The sequence below is a fragment of the Streptomyces sp. NPDC054887 genome (assembly GCF_053610585.1).
Window position 1 is genome coordinate 39792 of the sequence record NZ_JBSGYQ010000051.1, and the last position, 15395, is coordinate 55186.

15 protein-coding genes are annotated in these 15395 nt (G+C 71.7%); 10 read left to right on the plus strand and 5 right to left on the minus strand.

Going from position 1 to position 15395, the window contains the following annotated elements:
• Positions 1–94: 94 nt before the first annotated feature.
• Positions 95–1666 (minus strand): S8 family peptidase, encoded by a 1572-nt coding sequence (locus tag ACWGH0_RS25460; RefSeq protein ID WP_453406550.1) that lies wholly within the window; start codon positions 1664–1666, stop codon positions 95–97.
• A 268-nt stretch (positions 1667–1934) separates the two neighbouring features.
• Here ACWGH0_RS25460 and ACWGH0_RS25465 point away from each other — a divergent pair, with 268 nt between their 5' ends.
• A complete protein-coding gene (locus ACWGH0_RS25465) occupies positions 1935–3107 on the plus strand; it encodes a threonine synthase (protein WP_453406551.1) in 1173 nt (390 codons plus the stop codon).
• 101 nt (positions 3108–3208) lie between these two features.
• Entirely contained in the window at positions 3209–3649 is a 441-nt protein-coding gene (locus tag ACWGH0_RS25470) for an ester cyclase (protein ID WP_453406552.1), read from the plus strand.
• A gap of 62 nt (positions 3650–3711) precedes the next feature.
• Here the strand turns inward: ACWGH0_RS25470 and ACWGH0_RS25475 are convergent, their stop codons facing one another.
• Positions 3712–4785 carry a class I SAM-dependent methyltransferase gene (locus ACWGH0_RS25475; protein ID WP_453406553.1) on the minus strand — a complete coding sequence of 358 codons (1074 nt, stop codon included), beginning with the start codon at positions 4783–4785 and terminating at the stop codon, positions 3712–3714.
• Positions 4786–5043: 258 nt separating this feature from the next.
• Between ACWGH0_RS25475 and ACWGH0_RS25480 the strand changes: the two genes are divergently transcribed.
• The 3 genes from ACWGH0_RS25480 (at position 5044) to ACWGH0_RS25490 (ending at position 7758) form a co-directional block, all read left to right on the plus strand.
• A complete protein-coding gene (locus tag ACWGH0_RS25480; protein WP_453406554.1) occupies positions 5044–5658 on the plus strand; it encodes an antibiotic biosynthesis monooxygenase in 615 nt (204 codons plus the stop codon).
• 142 nt (positions 5659–5800) lie between these two features.
• Positions 5801–7048: a serine hydrolase domain-containing protein gene (locus ACWGH0_RS25485; protein WP_453406555.1), complete on the plus strand. Its 1248-nt coding sequence runs from the start codon at positions 5801–5803 to the stop codon at positions 7046–7048.
• Positions 7049–7176: 128 nt separating this feature from the next.
• The gene (locus tag ACWGH0_RS25490; RefSeq protein ID WP_453406556.1) at positions 7177–7758 is read left to right on the plus strand and encodes a Uma2 family endonuclease; all 582 of its coding nucleotides are present in this window, start codon (positions 7177–7179) and stop codon (positions 7756–7758) included.
• A gap of 126 nt (positions 7759–7884) precedes the next feature.
• Here ACWGH0_RS25490 and ychF read toward each other — a convergent pair whose 3' ends face one another.
• The gene (ychF, locus tag ACWGH0_RS25495) at positions 7885–8973 is read right to left on the minus strand and encodes a redox-regulated ATPase YchF (RefSeq protein WP_453406557.1); all 1089 of its coding nucleotides are present in this window, start codon (positions 8971–8973) and stop codon (positions 7885–7887) included.
• Between the two features lie 300 nt (positions 8974–9273).
• Here ychF and ACWGH0_RS25500 point away from each other — a divergent pair, with 300 nt between their 5' ends.
• On the plus strand, positions 9274–9768 hold the full coding sequence (locus ACWGH0_RS25500) for a DUF6542 domain-containing protein (RefSeq protein WP_453406558.1): 495 nt from the start codon (positions 9274–9276) through the stop codon (positions 9766–9768).
• Between the two features lie 15 nt (positions 9769–9783).
• On the opposite strand, the gene ppgK is transcribed toward ACWGH0_RS25500, so the two are convergent.
• Positions 9784–10524 (minus strand): polyphosphate--glucose phosphotransferase, encoded by a 741-nt coding sequence (gene ppgK / locus ACWGH0_RS25505; RefSeq protein ID WP_453406559.1) that lies wholly within the window; start codon positions 10522–10524, stop codon positions 9784–9786.
• Between the two features lie 51 nt (positions 10525–10575).
• Positions 10576–11565, minus strand: coding sequence for a 4-hydroxy-3-methylbut-2-enyl diphosphate reductase (locus tag ACWGH0_RS25510; RefSeq protein ID WP_453406560.1), 990 nt, complete (start codon positions 11563–11565; stop codon positions 10576–10578).
• An 87-nt stretch (positions 11566–11652) separates the two neighbouring features.
• Between ACWGH0_RS25510 and ACWGH0_RS25515 the strand changes: the two genes are divergently transcribed.
• The 4 genes from ACWGH0_RS25515 to ACWGH0_RS25530 all read left to right on the plus strand — a co-directional run bounded on the left by ACWGH0_RS25515 (position 11653) and on the right by ACWGH0_RS25530 (position 15346).
• Complete coding sequence (locus ACWGH0_RS25515) at positions 11653–13026, plus strand: APC family permease (RefSeq protein WP_453406561.1); 1374 nt, start codon at positions 11653–11655, stop codon at positions 13024–13026.
• Between the two features lie 9 nt (positions 13027–13035).
• Positions 13036–14244, plus strand: coding sequence for an exodeoxyribonuclease VII large subunit (gene xseA, locus ACWGH0_RS25520; protein ID WP_453406562.1), 1209 nt, complete (start codon positions 13036–13038; stop codon positions 14242–14244).
• A gap of 63 nt (positions 14245–14307) precedes the next feature.
• Positions 14308–14520 (plus strand): exodeoxyribonuclease VII small subunit, encoded by a 213-nt coding sequence (locus ACWGH0_RS25525; protein WP_453406563.1) that lies wholly within the window; start codon positions 14308–14310, stop codon positions 14518–14520.
• Between the two features lie 235 nt (positions 14521–14755).
• Positions 14756–15346: a malonic semialdehyde reductase gene (locus tag ACWGH0_RS25530; RefSeq protein WP_453406564.1), complete on the plus strand. Its 591-nt coding sequence runs from the start codon at positions 14756–14758 to the stop codon at positions 15344–15346.
• The last annotated feature ends 49 nt before the right edge of the window (positions 15347–15395 follow it).

The following is a 15395-nucleotide window of genomic DNA, read 5'->3' on the forward strand; positions in this document are numbered from 1 at the left end:
GCAGCGTCAGGAAACCGCGTGCGGACGTGCGTGAGGGGCGGCCGCCCAGGCGACCGCCCCCCACTCATTCGTTCAGCGTGTCAGCACCGCGGTGTCAGAACTGCAGCGCCCACGAGTCGATCTTGCCCGTGTCGTACGCCGCGTTGTCGCTGACCCGCAGCTTCCACACGCCGTTGGCCACCTCGGACGAGGCGTTGACCGTGTACGTGGTGATCAGGTTGTCGCTGCTGCCGCCGGTCCCGTAGCCCTTGAGCGTGTAGGCCGTGCCGTCGGGGGCGATCAGGTCGACCTTGAGGTCACCGATGTACGTGTGCTTGATGTCGACCGGCACGCTCAGCGTCGCCGGCGCGTTGCCGGTGATGCCGCTGACGGTGACGGGGGACTCCACGGTCGAGTTGTCGCTGATCGCGTAGTCGGTCAGGTTCTCGAACCGCTTGCCGGTGGGCGGCGGGGTGTCGCCGGTGCCGACGTACAGCAGACGGTTCGGCGAGCCGGAGCCGGGGCTCGTCACGACGCCGGTCGTGGCGGCCGAGGTCAGCGCGCTGGAGACCTGCGCGGGGGTGGCGGTCTTGTTGGCCGCGAGGTACAGCGCGGCGGCGCCCGCGACGTGCGGGGAGGCCATCGACGTACCGGAGATGGAGTTCGTCGCCGTGTCGCTGGTGGCCCACGCGGAGGTGATCGAGGAGCCCGGCGCGAAGATGTCGAGGATGCTGCCGTAGTTGGAGTAGCTGGCCTTGGCGTCGGTGCTGGTCGTGGCGCCGACGGTGATCGCCTCGGCCACCCTGGCGGGCGACTTGGTGGAGGCGTCGGTGCTCTCGTTGCCGGCGGCGACCGCGTAGGTGACGCCGGAGGCTATGGAGTTGCGGACGGCCGTGTCGAGGGCGGCGTCGGCGCCGCCGCCGAGGCTCATGTTCGCGACGGCCGGCTTCACGGCGTTCTTCGTGACCCAGTCGATGCCCGCGACGACCTGGGCGGTCGTGCCCGAGCCCTGGTTGTTGAGCACGCGGACGCCGACGACCTTGGCCTTCTTGGCGACGCCGTACGCGCCGCCCGCGACGGTGCCGGCGACGTGGGTGCCGTGACCGTGGCCGTCCTGGGCGGTGTTGTCGTTGTCGACGGCGTCGTAGCCGTAGGAGGCGCGGCCGCCGAAGTCGCTGTGGGTGATGCGTACGCCGGTGTCGATGACGTACGCGGTGACGCCCTCACCCGCGGTGTCCGGGTAGGTGTAGCTCTGGTTCAGCGGCAGCGCCTTCTGGTCGATGCGGTCCAGGCCCCACGACGGCGGGTTGGGCTGGGTCGCGCTGACGGTGAAGGTGCGGTTCTGGACGACGGCGTCGACGGCCGGGTCGGCGGCGAACTTCTTCGCCTGCGCCTCGGACAGTTCGACGGCGTACCCGTTGAGGGCCGCGGTGTACGTCTTCTTGATCTTGGCGCCGTACTCCTTGGCCAGCGCCCTGCCCTCCGCCGAACCGGCGTCGGCCGCCGCCTCGTCGAGGGTCACGATGTAGCTTCCCGCGATGGTTCCGGGGACTCCGGCGTTCAGGATCCGGCCCTCGGCCTCGCCCGCGGTGGCGGGGAGGGCGGAGACCGCGCCGAGCGCGAGGGCTACGACGGTGGTGGCACTGGCTGCGGCAACTCTTCGCCGGGAACTACGCATCACGGACATGTGAGGGGTCCTCCTCATTGGCGGTGCGCTGGTGGGGGGTGGTGCGTCGGTGCGGCGGTACAGCGGTGCGGCGGTGCATCGGTACGGCGGCACGACAGGGGCATGACAAACGAACGCTGCGGATCCGCGTCGTTTCCCACGCCTTGCCGACAGGCGAAAGATTGACGCATCCATAGGAATCCCACAAGAGTCAAACCAGACCCGCCATACGCCTGCCACACGGCCGACATGAGCGTGCGCGGGGCCCCCCGCTGCCTAGGCTTCCCGCATGACGATCTCCACGGGTCCGGCCCCCTCGGCGGCGCCGGCGGCGTCCATGGCGTACCGCTGCCCCGCCGACGGCTCCCGCGCCCCGGTCGAGTCCCTGGCCTGGCGGTGCCCCACCTGCGGCGGCCCCTGGGACCTCGACTTCGCGCCCTCCTCGCCCGTTCCCCTGAAGTCCCTCGCGGGCCGGGTGAATTCACTGTGGCGTTACACGGAGGCGCTGCCCCTGGCGGAACCGGAGGCGGGCCTGACGCTGGGGGAAGGCCGCACTCCGCTCGTACCCCTCACCGACCTCGTTTCGGCCAAACTCGACTTCCTGATGCCGACGCTGTCGTTCAAGGACCGCGGCGCGGTCATGCTCGCCGCACTCGCCCGCCGCCTCGGCCCCGGCCGGGTGGCCCACGTCATCGCGGACAGCAGCGGCAACGCGGGCACGGCGATCGCCGCTTACTGCGCACGGGCCGGGCTGCCCTGCACGGTGTACGTCCCCGCCGCGACCTCGCCCAAGAAGACGGAGCAGATCCGGGCGCACGGGGCCCGCGTCACGCTCGTCCCCGGCGACCGCGAGGCGGCGGCGGTCGCCGCCCGCGCCGCGGCCGGCGAACCCGGCGTCTTCTACGCGAGCCACGTCCACAACCCGTACTTCCTGCACGGCACCAAGACGTACCTCTACGAGCTGTGGGAGGACCTCGGCGGCCGGCTCCCCGACACCGTCGTCGTCCCCGTCGGCAACGGCACGCTGCTGCTCGGCGCCTGGCTCGCGATCAACGAGCTGCACGGCCAGGGGCTCGTCGACCGCCGCCCCGCCCTGGTCGCCGTACAGGCCGAGGCGGTGTCGCCGCTGGCGGCGGCCTTCCACGCCGGAACAGACGACCTGCCGGGCGACGGGCCCCGGACGCCCGCGCGGCCCACCCTCGCCGAGGGCATCGCCGTCCCGCGGCCACCGCGCGCCGCGCAGATCCTGCGCGCCGTACGGGAGTCCGGCGGCACCTTCCTGACCGTGACGGATCCCCAGATCCGCGCCGCACAGCGGGACCTCGCGGCCCGCGGGCTCTTCGTCGAGTCGACCGGCGTGGCCTGCTGGGCCGCGCTCGCCGCGCACCCCGGGCAGGTCGCCGGAACCACGGTGGTTCCCCTGTGCGGCGCGGGCGCGAAGACGGGCCTGGCGGGCGGCTGACCCGGGCGCCGCGGTTCCGCGGGTGCCTGCGCACGCACCCGGCCCCGTGGGAAAATGGTACGAACATGCCATATGCACCACGCGCGATCCGGAGGTGGATCATGGGGCAGGCACGTGAGGTCGTGGACCGGCTCACCGAGGCCCTCACCGAGGGCGCGGGCCTCAAGGCCGTCATGGACTGCTTCGCGGAGGACGCGGTCGCCGTCACCCCGGACGGCGAGATCCGGGGCCGGGCGAGCATCGCCGAGTACTGGCGCCAGACGATGGACGCGATGCCGGACAGCGGGTACGAGGCCGTGCACCGGCACGAGTCGGGCGACACGGCCATCGACGAGGGCTTCTTCACCGGCAGGAACACCGGTCCGCTGGTACTGCCCTCCGGCGAGAGCCTGGAGCCGACGCATCGGGAGGTCAGGGTGCGGGGGTGCGACATCGCGACCGTGCGGGACGGCAGGATCGTGAGCTACCGGGTGTACTTCGACCAGATGGACCTCCTCGGGCAGCTCGGCCTGCTCCCGGCCGGGTCGGCCGCCCCGGACTGAGACCGCCCGGCCCGGGCCTCCCGGCCCGTCGGCTCCGGCGCGCAACGGGCCTGCCGGGCCGGTCAGCGGCGGGTTTTGCGGGCCACGTAATAGAGGTTGAGGACGTCGCCCTCCACCTCCCGCACGTCGACGTCGTCGAACCCGGCCTCCGCGAGCATCTGGAGCGCCCGCTGCCGGCCCCACACCGTGCCGAGGCCGGCGCCGCCCTCGCCGAGCGAGACGGACATGCAGTAGAAGACCGAGAAGGTGTAGAGGGTCGGGCCGAGCGGGTGGCCGATGTTCTCCTCCAGCTTGCTCGACGCGGCGATGTCGCCCATCAGGAACACCCCGTCGTCCCGCAGCGCGCCGGCCACCGCCGACAGGGCGCGCTCGGGCCGCGCCAGGTCGTGGATCACGTCGAAGGCCGTGATCAGGTCGTACGTGCCGGCCAGCGCGGCGGTGTCGGACACCATGAACCGGGCGTTGTCGAGCCCCAGCAGCTCCGCCTCCTCCCGCGCCGCCGCGATCCCGGTGTCGGAGATGTCCACGCCGAGGAACTGACTGGCGGGGAACGCCCGGGCCAGCAGATTGACCGCGTGGCCCTGCCCGGTGCCGATGTCCAGCGCGTCGATGCCCCGGCTCAGCCGCTCCGGCAGTCCGGGCACCAGCGGGACGATCGCGTCGACGAGCGCCGCGTCGTACACCCGCGCCGTCTCCTCGGCCTGGAGTTCCTGGAAGCGCGGGTACGCCGAGTACGGGACGCCGCCGCCGCGGCGGAACGCGTCGAGCACCTTGTCCTCGACGTTGCCGAGCATCGCCAGGTCCTGCATGAAAGAGGCGAGGTTGTCCGGGCCGGCGGCCCGTACGAGCGACGCGGCGTGCTCGGGCGGCAGCCGGTAGGTGCCGCGCTCCGGGTCGTACTCGACGACGCCGCCGACGGTCATCCCGCCGAGCCACTCGCGTACGTACCGCTCGTCGAGGCGCGTGGCCTCAGCGATCTGGGGGCTGGTCGACGGCTCCAGGCCGGCCATGACGTCGAAGAGCCCCGTGCGGTGGCCGAGGCTGCAGAGGTAGCCGAGGCACGAATCGTTGAGTACGCGCACCATGTGTTCCGCGAACTGCTCCTGCCGTGCCGGGTCGAGCGTCTGCTCCGTCATGACGCTGTCCTCCTCCCGCCCGCCAGGTCACCACCGACGGTCCGCGGGCCGGAGCGGGCTCCGTCTTCCATGCTCCGCCGGTTGGAGCAGGCCCTCCACTCCACGGCGCGCGCGCAGTCACCCGAACGCCCCTGCCGCCTTGATTCCCGCCGCCTCCCCCCGTCGCATGGAGCACAGCGCACGCCGGCCCGTCACGGGCTGGCGCGCCGAGCGGGGCTCCGTCGCGGACGGTGCCGCCGGACCACAGGAGAGGGCGCCATGTACGTACGCACCACCTACGCGACCGGTGATCCGGCCAAGCTCGACGGCGTGGCCGAGGCCATCGGCACCGAGGGACGCAGGCTGCTGTCGGAGGAGCCCGGCTACCGCGGGATGGGCCTGTTCGTCGACCGCGAGCTCGGGAAACTGCTGGTGGGGTCGTGGTGGGAGGACGAGGCGAGCCTGCGGGCCAGCGACGACCACCTGCGCGAGCGCCGCGCCGAGCTGATCGCGCCGTTCGCGCGGACGGTGGCGACCGACAGCTGGGAGGCGGCGGTGGTCAGCCCTCCCGAGTCGCTGGGGCCGGGTGCGGGCTTCCGGCTGGTCCGCCTGGAGTTCGATCCGGCCGACACGGACCGGCTGGTGGAGACGTTCCGCGACAGCGCGCTTCCCGGGCTGCGGAGGATCCCGGGCTTCGCCGGGGTCTCGCTGCTGGTGGACCGCGCCGGGGGCCGGGCCTCCGTGGGGGCGATGTACACCGACCGCGAGGCCATGGCGGCGGCGCGCGGGGCGGTGGCGGCGGTGCGCGAGGAGGCCACGTCGCAGGCGCGGGTGATCACACGCAGTATCGAGGAGTTCGAGGTGCTCGCCGCCCGGACGGTACGCCCTTCCTGAGCAGCCCTCGCCGCACCTCCCGGCGCCCACCGACCCCCGGCCGAGGGCCGCGCGGGGCCGCCTTGCCCCACATGGGCGGGTCACCCACGACGCGAAGGTGTTTTGTCCCCAATTGCGGCACTCTTCCCGACATAGTGCGGGCATGACACGTACTCCTTTCCGTACGCGGCCGCGCACTCCCGCGCGCGCCTGCGGGGCCCTCCTGTGCGCCGCCCTCCTCGCCGCCACGCTCCAGACCACCGCCGCCTCGTCCGCGTCGGCCGATGGCCCCGAGGGTCGCGGCGGCCCCGACTGCGTCAGGACCGAGGGCCGCAGCGGTGAGGCCGAGCAGGTCCTGGACATCGTCCGCAAGGCCAAGGCCGACCTGCGGCTGAAGGCCGTGCAGGTGCGGGTCACGGCTGACGGGCAGGAGGTCGTCACGGACGCGCTGGGCGAGTCCATGACCAACGTCCCGGCCGAGCCGGGCATGCACTTCCGCGCCGGTTCCGTGGTCTTCTCCTACCTGGGCACGACCCTCCTCCAGCTGGTCGAAGAGGGCAAGGTCGGTCTCGACGACACCGTGGACCGCTGGCTGCCCGAACTGCCCCACGCCGACAAGATCACCCTGCGGATGCTGGGCAACGCGACCAGCGGTCTGCACGACTACGTCACCGACCCGGACTTCCTGGCGGTGCTGGAGGCGCACCCGTTCCGCCAGTGGACGCCGAAGGAGCTGGTGGGGTACTCGCTCGCCCACCCGCTCTGGTACAAGCCGGGCACCAACTGGAGCTACTCCCACGCCAACTTCGTGCTCCTGATCGAGGCGCTGGAGAAGATCACCGGAACGCCCATCGACGAGCTGCTGCACCAGCGCGTCACAGGGCCACTGGGCCTGCGCAACACCCGCAACAACTTCACCCCCGACATCCCGAGGCCGGTCCTGCACGCGTTCACCTCCGAACGCGGCCTGTACGAGGAATCGACCTTCTGGAACCCGTCGTGGACCACCGCGCCCGGCGCGGTCATCACCACCCACATCTGCGACCTGGCCCGCTCGGCGGAGGGCATCGGCAGCGGCGAGCTCCTGTCGCCCCGCTCGTACCGCACCCTGCTGAACCCGGGCACGGTCGGCCTCGGCGGCGCGACCAAGACCTGTCCCGCCACGGTCTGCGTGAAGCAGACGAAGGCCAGGCACTTCGGTCTCGGCGTCCTGGTCGTCAACGGCTGGGTGATCCAGAACCCGTCGTTCTCCGGCTACGGGGCGGTCAAGGCGTACCACCCGTCCAAGCGCATCGCCATCGCGGTCTCCGCCACCAAGACCCCGAAGACCCCGGAGGGCAACATGGCCGAAGAGGTGGCCGAACGCATCGCGGCCGAACTCACCCCCGACACCCCCATGACAGTGGGCTGACAGCCACCCTCCCCGCACCGGGGCCGGCTCCGACGGGGTCCGGCCCCGCGTGCTGCCCGACCCCCGTACGCCGCGCTCCGAGCGAGGGAGCGCCCCCTCATGACGGCCGTAATCGCTAGGGTTGTCCCATGACCGCACTGCCCGACTGGATGCGCCCGCCGCGCGCGGAAGGCTGGTTCGCGGAGGACCTCGACCGCCTCCCCGAGGCGCCCCGCCACACCGAACTGATCGACGGAGCCCTCGTCTTCATGATGTCGCCCCAGAGGTGGTGGCATGGCCACCTCGTCACGATGCTCACGGTCGCACTCATGGAGCAGGTGCCTGCCGACACCAGAGTCGGCCGCGACATGACCATCAAGCTCGACCCGCGCAACCGTCCCGAACCAGACCTGCTGGTGACGACGGCCGACTTCGACGGTGACCGCACCTGGTTCGCACCAGAGGACGTCCAGCTCGTCATCGAGGTCGTCTCCCCCGAGTCCGCCCACCGTGATCGCACGGTGAAGCTCCGCAAGTACGCGGAGGCCGGGATCCCGCACTACTGGTGCATCGAGGACGAGGCCGGCGCGCCTGTGGTCCACGTCTACGAACTCGACGAACCCACCGGCGCCTACGCCCCCGCCGGTATCTTCCGGGGCACCCTCCGGCGCCCGGTGCCCTTCGACATCAGCCTGGACCTCGACAAGCTCACACCACCCCGGAGCGGCTGAAAGGTCACGACCGAGGTCAGCACGGGCACGAGGTCAGCACGGGCATACGAAAGGGGCCGGACTCACCGGAGTCCGACCCCCCTCCCGCAGTTTCGGTCCAGCACCTCGGCGCTGGACTCGACGTGACTACACGTTGAAGCGGAACTCCACCACGTCGCCGTCCTGCATGACGTACTCCTTGCCCTCCATGCGGGCCTTGCCCTTCGCGCGGGCCTCGGTGACCGAGCCGGTCTCGACCAGGTCGTCGAAGGAGATGACCTCGGCCTTGATGAAGCCCTTCTGGAAGTCGGTGTGGATCACACCGGCCGCCTCGGGGGCCGTCGCGCCCTTCTTGATCGTCCAGGCGCGGGTCTCCTTGGGGCCTGCCGTCAGGTAGGTCTGGAGGCCCAGGGTGTCGAAGCCGACGCGGCCGAGGGTGGCCAGGCCGGGCTCCTCCTGGCCCATGGACTGGAGGAGCTCCAGCGCCTCGTCGTCGTCGAGCTCGATCAGCTCGGACTCGATCTTCGCGTTCAGGAAGATCGCCTCGGCGGGGGCGACCAGGGCGCGCTGCTCGTTCTTGAAGTCCTCGTCGACCAGTTCGTCCTCGTCGACGTTGAAGACGTAGAGGAACGGCTTGGTGGTGAGGAGGTGCAGCTCGTGGAGAAGCTGCCCCTTCTCCGTGCCGGCGGTGATGCCCGCCGCGAAGAGGGTGGTGCCCGCTTCGAGGATCTTCTGGGCCTCCTCGACCGCCGCCAGGACCGCGACCTTCTCCTTCTGGAGGCGCGACTCCTTCGTCAGGCGCGGGACCGCCTTCTCGACGGACTGGAGGTCCGCGAGGATCAGCTCGGTGTTGATCGTCTCGATGTCGTCCTTCGGCGAGACCTTGCCGTCGACGTGGACGACGTTCTCGTCCTTGAAGGCGCGGATGACCTGGCAGATCGCGTCGGACTCGCGGATGTTCGCCAGGAACTTGTTGCCCAGGCCCTCACCCTCCGAGGCGCCGCGCACGATGCCTGCGATGTCGACGAAATCGACCGTCGCGGGGAGGATCTTCTGGGAGCTGAAGATCTCGGCGAGCTTGTTCAGGCGGGCGTCCGGGACGCCGACGACGCCGACGTTCGGCTCGATGGTGGCGAACGGGTAGTTGGCCGCCAGCACGTCGTTCTTGGTCAGGGCGTTGAACAGGGTCGACTTGCCGACATTCGGCAGGCCGACGATTCCGATCGTGAGCGACACGTTGGCGACTTCCTGAAGTGAGGACTGGCCCGGGAGTGGACCGATCCCCCAGTTTACGGGCGGGCGGCGCGGGGCCGACGACGGGAACCTGACAAGCCTCCGGGGGGCTCGGATCGGCCACGTCGCATCGAACGCACGGCCAAGGTCGGCCAAAGGGCGTGTCCTGCGCCTGCTTCCTCCCTCCCCGCGACCTACGTTGTCGGGGTGGAGCAACACAGGGCACGTCCCCCTCGTCCCCAGCCGCGGTCGCAGACCCCCCTGCTCCCCCCGGGCGGGTCCGCCGACGCCGCCGTCCACCGCGTGCCGGCGAGACCGGCGCGGCCGGTGCCGCCCGTCGTGCTGGCCCTGCGACGGCTGCCGAACCCGCGGCTGACCGGGCTCGGCAGCGGGCTGTTCGCGTCCGCCGTCATGCTGGTGCTCGGCGGCCTCGACCAGCTGCTGTTGGACGGTTCGCCGACCGTGTACGGGCTGCTGTTCCTGCCGGTCAGCGCCCTGACCGCGCTGTGGGTGCGGCCGGCCGACCTGGTGACGGCGCCGATCGCCGTACCCATCGCCTTCGCCGTCGGCCTGGTGCCGATCGCCGGCGGGGCGGGCGGGTTCGGCAGCCGGCTCATGGCGGTGGTCACGGCGCTCGCCGTACACGCGGGCTGGCTGTACGGCGGCACGCTCGTCGCCGGGGTCATCGCGACCGTGCGCAAGGTGCGGCTGATGGCGCGGCGGCGGGCCGTCCACCTGGCCGCCCAGGCAGCTGCCCAGCGGGCGGCCCGCCGCGGCACCCCGGACCCGGTGGAGTAACGGCAGCGGCGCGCGCTACGTGCCGGCGCCCGCCGCCATCGCCGCGCCCACGATGCCCGCGTTGTTCTGGAGCTGCGCCGGGACGATCTCGGCGCGCACGCCCTCGATCAGCGGCAGGAACTTCTCGGCCTTGCGGCTGACCCCGCCGCCGATGACGAACAGCTCCGGCGAGAACAGCATCTCGACGTGCGCCAGGTACTTCTGCACCCGGTGCGACCAGTGCTGCCAGCTCAGGTCCTCGTCCTCCTTGGCCTTCGTGGAGGCGTGCTTCTCGGCGTCGTGGCCGTTCAGCTCCAGGTGGCCGAGCTCGGTGTTGGGCACGAGCTTCCCGTCGATGAAGAGCGCGCTGCCGATGCCGGTGCCGAAGGTCAGCAGGAAGACCACGCCCTTGCGGCCCGCGCCCGCGCCGAAGGTCATCTCGGCTACCCCGGCCGCGTCGGCGTCGTTGAGGACGGTGACGGGCAGGCCCAGGCGCTCGCCCAGCAGGGCCCGCGCGTCGACGCCGATCCAGCCCTTGTCGACGTTCGCGGCGGTACGGGTGACGCCGTCCGTGACCACTCCGGGAAACGTGATGCCGACCGGCCCGTTCCAGCCGAAATGACCGACGACCTCCCGCACGCTGTCGGCCACGTCGTCCGGCGTCGCCGGCTGGGGGGTCAGTACCTTGTGCCGGGGTTCCGCCAGGTCGCCGCGCGCCAGGTCCACGGGAGCGCCCTTGATGCCGGATCCGCCGATGTCCACTCCGAAGACGTTCATGGACACAACGTTACGGTGTGGCACGGACAGTGGCGGCGCTCACGCCGAACGTCACTCGCCGGCGAGACGGGCCGCCTCCGCGCGCAGGTCCCGGCGCAGTTCCTTGGGCAGCGAGAAGGTGATCGACTCGTCGGCGGTCTTCACCGTCTCGACGTCGCCGTAACCCCGCTCGGCCAGCCACTCCAGTACGCCGTCGACCAGGACGTCCGGTACCGATGCCCCGGAGGTCAGGCCGACCGTCGTGACGCCTTCCAGCCACGCCTCGTCGATCTCGTCGGCGAAGTCGACCAGGTGCGCGGCGGGGGCGCCGGCGTCGAGGGCCACCTCGACCATGCGGATCGAGTTGGAGGAGTTCTTGGAGCCGACGACGATGACGAGCTGCGCGTCCTCGGCGAGCTTCTTCACCGCGATCTGCCGGTTCTGCGTGGCGTAGCAGATGTCGTCGCTGGGGGGCGAGAGCAGGTTCGGGAACTTCTGCTTCAGCGCGTCGACCGTCTCCATCGTCTCGTCGACGGAGAGCGTGGTCTGGGAGAGCCAGACGACCTTCGACTCGTCCCGCACGGAGACGTTGGCGACGTCTTCGGGGCCGTCGACCAGGGTGATGTGGTCGGGGGCCTCGCCGGACGTGCCGATGACCTCCTCGTGCCCCTCGTGGCCGATCAGGAGGATGTCGTAGTCCTCCTTGGCGAAGCGGACCGCTTCCTTGTGGACCTTGGTGACCAGCGGGCAGGTCGCGTCGATCGTCGCCAGCTTCCGCTCGGCGGCCTCGGCGTGCACGGTCGGCGCGACGCCGTGGGCCGAGAACATGACGATCGAGCCCTCGGGGACCTCCGCCGTGACGTCGACGAAGATCGCGCCCTTCTTCTCCAGGGTCTGCACGACGTACTTGTTGTGGACGATCTCGTGCCGGACGTAGATCGGCGCCCCGTACTGCTCGAGGGCCTTCTCCACGGCGATCACGGCACGGTCCACGCCCGCGCAGTAGCCACGGGGAGCGGCGAGAAGGACACGACGGGCGGCGGTAGCAGTCATGTTCCCCATCGTAAGGCCGCGCCACTGACGCCCGGGTTCGCCTCCGTGATCAAGACTGGACGCCCGGCTCCACGGGGCGAGACGTACGGAGGCACGATGACGGAGACCCCGACCAAGACGGCGGGGCTGCGGCGGAGCCTTGGATTCCGGGATCTTGTCGTCTACGGGCTGCTGTTCATCGCCCCCATGGCGCCCGTCGGCGTGTTCGGGACGCTCGACGCCCGGTCCCACGGCGCGGTGGCGCTGGTCTACGTGGTCGCCACGGTCGCCATGGCGTTCACCGCATTCAGCTACGCCCAAATGGTGCGGGTGGTCCCCCAGGCGGGTTCGGTCTTCGCGTACGCCCGCAAGGCGCTCGGCGAGGGCCCCGGGTTCGTCGCCGGGTGGATGGCGGCGCTCGACTACGTGCTGATCCCCGCCGTCGCGTACCTCTTCTCCGGGATCGCGATGCAAGCGCTCGTCCCGTCCGTCTCGCAGTGGGTGTGGACGGCGCTCGCGGTCGTGGTGACGACCGGGCTCAACATGTACGGCGTACGGACGGCCGCGCGCGTCGGCTTCGCGGTGCTGGCCGTGGAGATCGTCGTGCTGCTGGTGTTCGTGGTGGCCGCGGCCGCGGTGCTCGCGCAGGACGGGGCGCGGCGCGGCTGGCTGTCGCCGCTGACCGGTGACGGGTCGCTGGGCGGCTTCTCGCTCGCGGCGGTGATGGGCGCGGTGTCCGTGGCGGTGCTGTCGTACCTCGGCTTCGATGCGATCGCCTCGTTCGCGGAAGAGGTGACGGGCGGCTCGGCGAGGGTGGCGCGGGCGGTGCTGTCCTGCCTGGCTCTCGCCGGGGTGCTGTTCGTGGTGCAGACGTACCTCGCCGCGCTGCTCCAGCCGGTGACGGCCGCGGGGCTCGCCGCCGAGCCGGGGAGGCAGGGGACGGCGTTCTACGACGCGGTGGACGCCTCGGTCGGGACCTGGCTGGGCGATCTGGTGGCGGTGAGCAAGGCGGTCGGGGCGGCGTTCGCGGCGCTGGCCGGGCAGGCGGCGGCGGGGCGGCTGCTGTTCGCGATGGCCAGGGAGCGGCGGCTGCCGGGCGTCCTGGCGAAGGTCGACGCCGAGTCGGGCGTGCCGCGGCGCGCGCTGGGAGTGGCGGCCGTGGTGACGCTGGTGGCGGCGGTGTGGGCGGCGCGGCGCGACGACGGTCTGGACCAGCTGGTGTCGGTGGTCGACATCGGGGCGCTGACGGCGTTCGTGCTGCTGCACGCGTCGGTGGTGAGCTGGTTCGCCGTACGGCGGACGGAGGGGCCGCCGGTGTGGTGGCGGCACGTGCTGCTGCCGGTGCTGGGCGCGGCGGTGGCGGTCGCGGTGATCGTGGAGGCTTCCGGGACGGCGCAGGCGGTGGGAGCGGTGTGGCTGGCGGTGGGCCTGGTGGTGGTGTTCGTACAGCGGGGGCGTCGGACCGGAAGGGGTGTCAGTGCCGACGGCTAGCCTTCGTACATGGCTCTGAATACGTCCGCGGACGCCCCGCTGCCGGTCGGTCAGGTCTCGCGCCTCATCGGCGGGTGGATCGACCGGCTCGGCGCGGTGTGGGTGGAGGGACAGATCACGCAGATCTCGCGCAGGCCGGGCGCCGGGGTCGTCTTCCTGACCCTGCGCGACCCCTCGCACGACATCTCGGTGGGCGTCACGTGCTTCCGGCAGGTCTTCGACCCGATCGCGGACGTGGTGTCGGAGGGGGCGCGCGTCGTGGTGCGCGCTAAGCCCGAGTGGTACGCGCCGCGCGGGCAGCTCTCGCTGCGGGCGACGGAGATGAAGCCGGTGGGCATCGGGGAGCTGCTCGCGCGGCTGGAGCAGCTGAAGAAGACGCTGGCGGGCGAGGGGCTGTTCGCCCCGGACCGCAAGCGGCCCCTGCCGTTCCTGCCGCAGCGCATCGGCCTGGTCACGGGGCGGGCGTCGGCGGCCGAGCGCGACGTCCTGGAGAACGCGCGCCGGCGCTGGCCGGCCGTCCGCTTCGAGGTGCGCAACGTGGCGGTGCAGGGCGTGAGCGCGGTCGCGCAGGTCGTCCAGGCGGTCAAGGAGCTGGACGAGCTGCCCGAGGTCGACGTGATCATCGTGGCGCGGGGCGGGGGAAGCGTCGAGGACCTGCTGCCGTTCTCGGACGAGCAGCTCGTACGGACGGTCTTCGGATGCCGTACGCCGGTGGTGTCCGCGATCGGGCACGAACCGGACTCGCCGCTGCTCGACCTGGTGGCGGACCTGCGGGCCTCGACGCCGACGGACGCGGCGAAGAAGGTCGTGCCGGACGTCGGCGAGGAGCTCGACCGCGTGCAGTTGCTGCGCGACCGGGCGCTGCGGACCGTGCGGGGCCTGCTCGACCGCGAGGAGCGGGGGCTGGCGCACGCGCTGGCCAGGCCGGTGATGGAGCGGCCGCAGCGGATGGTGGACGACCGCGAGGCGGAGGTCGACGCCCTGGTGGCGCGCAGCCGGCGCACGCTGGGGCACCTGCTGGACCGCGCGGACTCGGAGCTGTCCCACACGCGGGCCCGGGTGGTCGCGCTGTCCCCGGCGGCGACGCTGGAGCGGGGGTACGCGGTGCTCCAGCGGGCGGACGGCGCGGTGGTCCGCTCCCCGGACGACATCGCGGCCGGTGACCCGCTGCGCGCCCGGGTGGCGGAGGGCGAGTTCGCGGTGCGGGTCGCGGACTGACACCGCCGGCCGGCACGCGACCCGGCCCCGGCCTTTTCTCAACTCCTACCTAAGGTGGATCACATGGCGGAAACGGACGAAGCAGCGACGACCCCCGGTTACGAGCAGGCCCGGGACGAGCTGATCGACGTCGTACGGCGTCTGGAGGCGGGCGGCACGACGCTGGAGGAGTCGCTGGCGCTCTGGGAGCGCGGCGAGGAGCTGGCGAAGGTCTGCCGCCGGTGGCTGGAGGGAGCCAGGGCACGCCTGGACGCCTCGCTCGCCGAGGAGAACTGAACCCGGGGCGCCGAGAGAACCCGTCCGGCCGTAAACGGCCCGTCTGGCGGTGGCACGTCGACTCCCGTGCGGGGCGTGGCGAAATCATCTCGGCGTTCGAGGAATGCGGCGGCAGGCGTGCGCGGTTGGCTGTGAGGCCAGTCACGAGAGGCCGACTCTGGTTGAAAGTTCAACCTAAGTGGGCTTACCGTGAGACCACAGCCTGATCCCAGCAGCACGCCCGGAAGGTGACCGCATGTCCCTCGTACTTGACCCCGCCGCCCAGGACCTCCTCTTCCGCGAGGCCCGCACCGCGAACACGTTCACGGACGAGCCGGTGACCGACGAGCAGATCCAGGCGATCTACGACCTGGTCAAGTTCGGCCCGACCGCGTTCAACCAGACGCCGCTGCGCATCGTCCTGGTCCGCTCCGCCGAGGCCCGCGAGCGCCTCGTCCCGCACATGGCCGAGGGCAACCAGGCGAAGACCGCCACCGCCCCGCTGGTCGCGATCCTCGCCGCCGACAACGAGTTCCACCACGAGCTGCCGGACCTCTTCCCGCACTTCCCGCAGGCCCGCGACATCTTCTTCTCGACGCGTCCGGCCCGTGAGTCCGCCGCCGGTCTCAACGCCGCCCTCCAGGCCGCGTACTTCATCGTGGGCGTCCGCGCCGCCGGCCTGGCCGCGGGCCCGATGACCGGCTTCGACCACGCCGGCGTCCAGAAGGAGTTCCTCGACGGCGACCACACCCCGCTGATGGTCGTCAACATCGGCAAGCCGGGCGACGACGCGTGGTACCCGCGCTCCCCGCGCCTCGCCTACGACGAGGTCATCACCGCTGTCTGACCGACGGCCGCGTGTACGACGGAGCCGCCGCACCCCCGGGGTGCGGCGG

Excerpts from the sequence above, each read along its gene's own strand:
- ACWGH0_RS25460 (WP_453406550.1), bottom strand. The coding sequence starts at position 1,666 with ATGTCCGTGATGCGTAGTTCCCGGCGAAGAGTTGCCGCAGCCAGTGCC.
- ACWGH0_RS25465 (WP_453406551.1), top strand. The coding sequence starts at position 1,935 with ATGACGATCTCCACGGGTCCGGCCCCCTCGGCGGCGCCGGCGGCGTCC.
- ACWGH0_RS25470 (WP_453406552.1), top strand. The coding sequence starts at position 3,209 with ATGGGGCAGGCACGTGAGGTCGTGGACCGGCTCACCGAGGCCCTCACC.
- ACWGH0_RS25475 (WP_453406553.1), bottom strand. The coding sequence starts at position 4,785 with ATGACGGAGCAGACGCTCGACCCGGCACGGCAGGAGCAGTTCGCGGAA.
- ACWGH0_RS25480 (WP_453406554.1), top strand. The coding sequence starts at position 5,044 with ATGTACGTACGCACCACCTACGCGACCGGTGATCCGGCCAAGCTCGAC.
- ACWGH0_RS25485 (WP_453406555.1), top strand. The coding sequence starts at position 5,801 with ATGACACGTACTCCTTTCCGTACGCGGCCGCGCACTCCCGCGCGCGCC.
- ACWGH0_RS25490 (WP_453406556.1), top strand. The coding sequence starts at position 7,177 with ATGACCGCACTGCCCGACTGGATGCGCCCGCCGCGCGCGGAAGGCTGG.
- ppgK (WP_453406559.1), bottom strand. The coding sequence starts at position 10,524 with ATGAACGTCTTCGGAGTGGACATCGGCGGATCCGGCATCAAGGGCGCT.
- ACWGH0_RS25510 (WP_453406560.1), bottom strand. The coding sequence starts at position 11,565 with ATGGGGAACATGACTGCTACCGCCGCCCGTCGTGTCCTTCTCGCCGCT.
- ACWGH0_RS25515 (WP_453406561.1), top strand. The coding sequence starts at position 11,653 with ATGACGGAGACCCCGACCAAGACGGCGGGGCTGCGGCGGAGCCTTGGA.
- xseA (WP_453406562.1), top strand. The coding sequence starts at position 13,036 with ATGGCTCTGAATACGTCCGCGGACGCCCCGCTGCCGGTCGGTCAGGTC.
- ACWGH0_RS25525 (WP_453406563.1), top strand. The coding sequence starts at position 14,308 with ATGGCGGAAACGGACGAAGCAGCGACGACCCCCGGTTACGAGCAGGCC.
- ACWGH0_RS25530 (WP_453406564.1), top strand. The coding sequence starts at position 14,756 with ATGTCCCTCGTACTTGACCCCGCCGCCCAGGACCTCCTCTTCCGCGAG.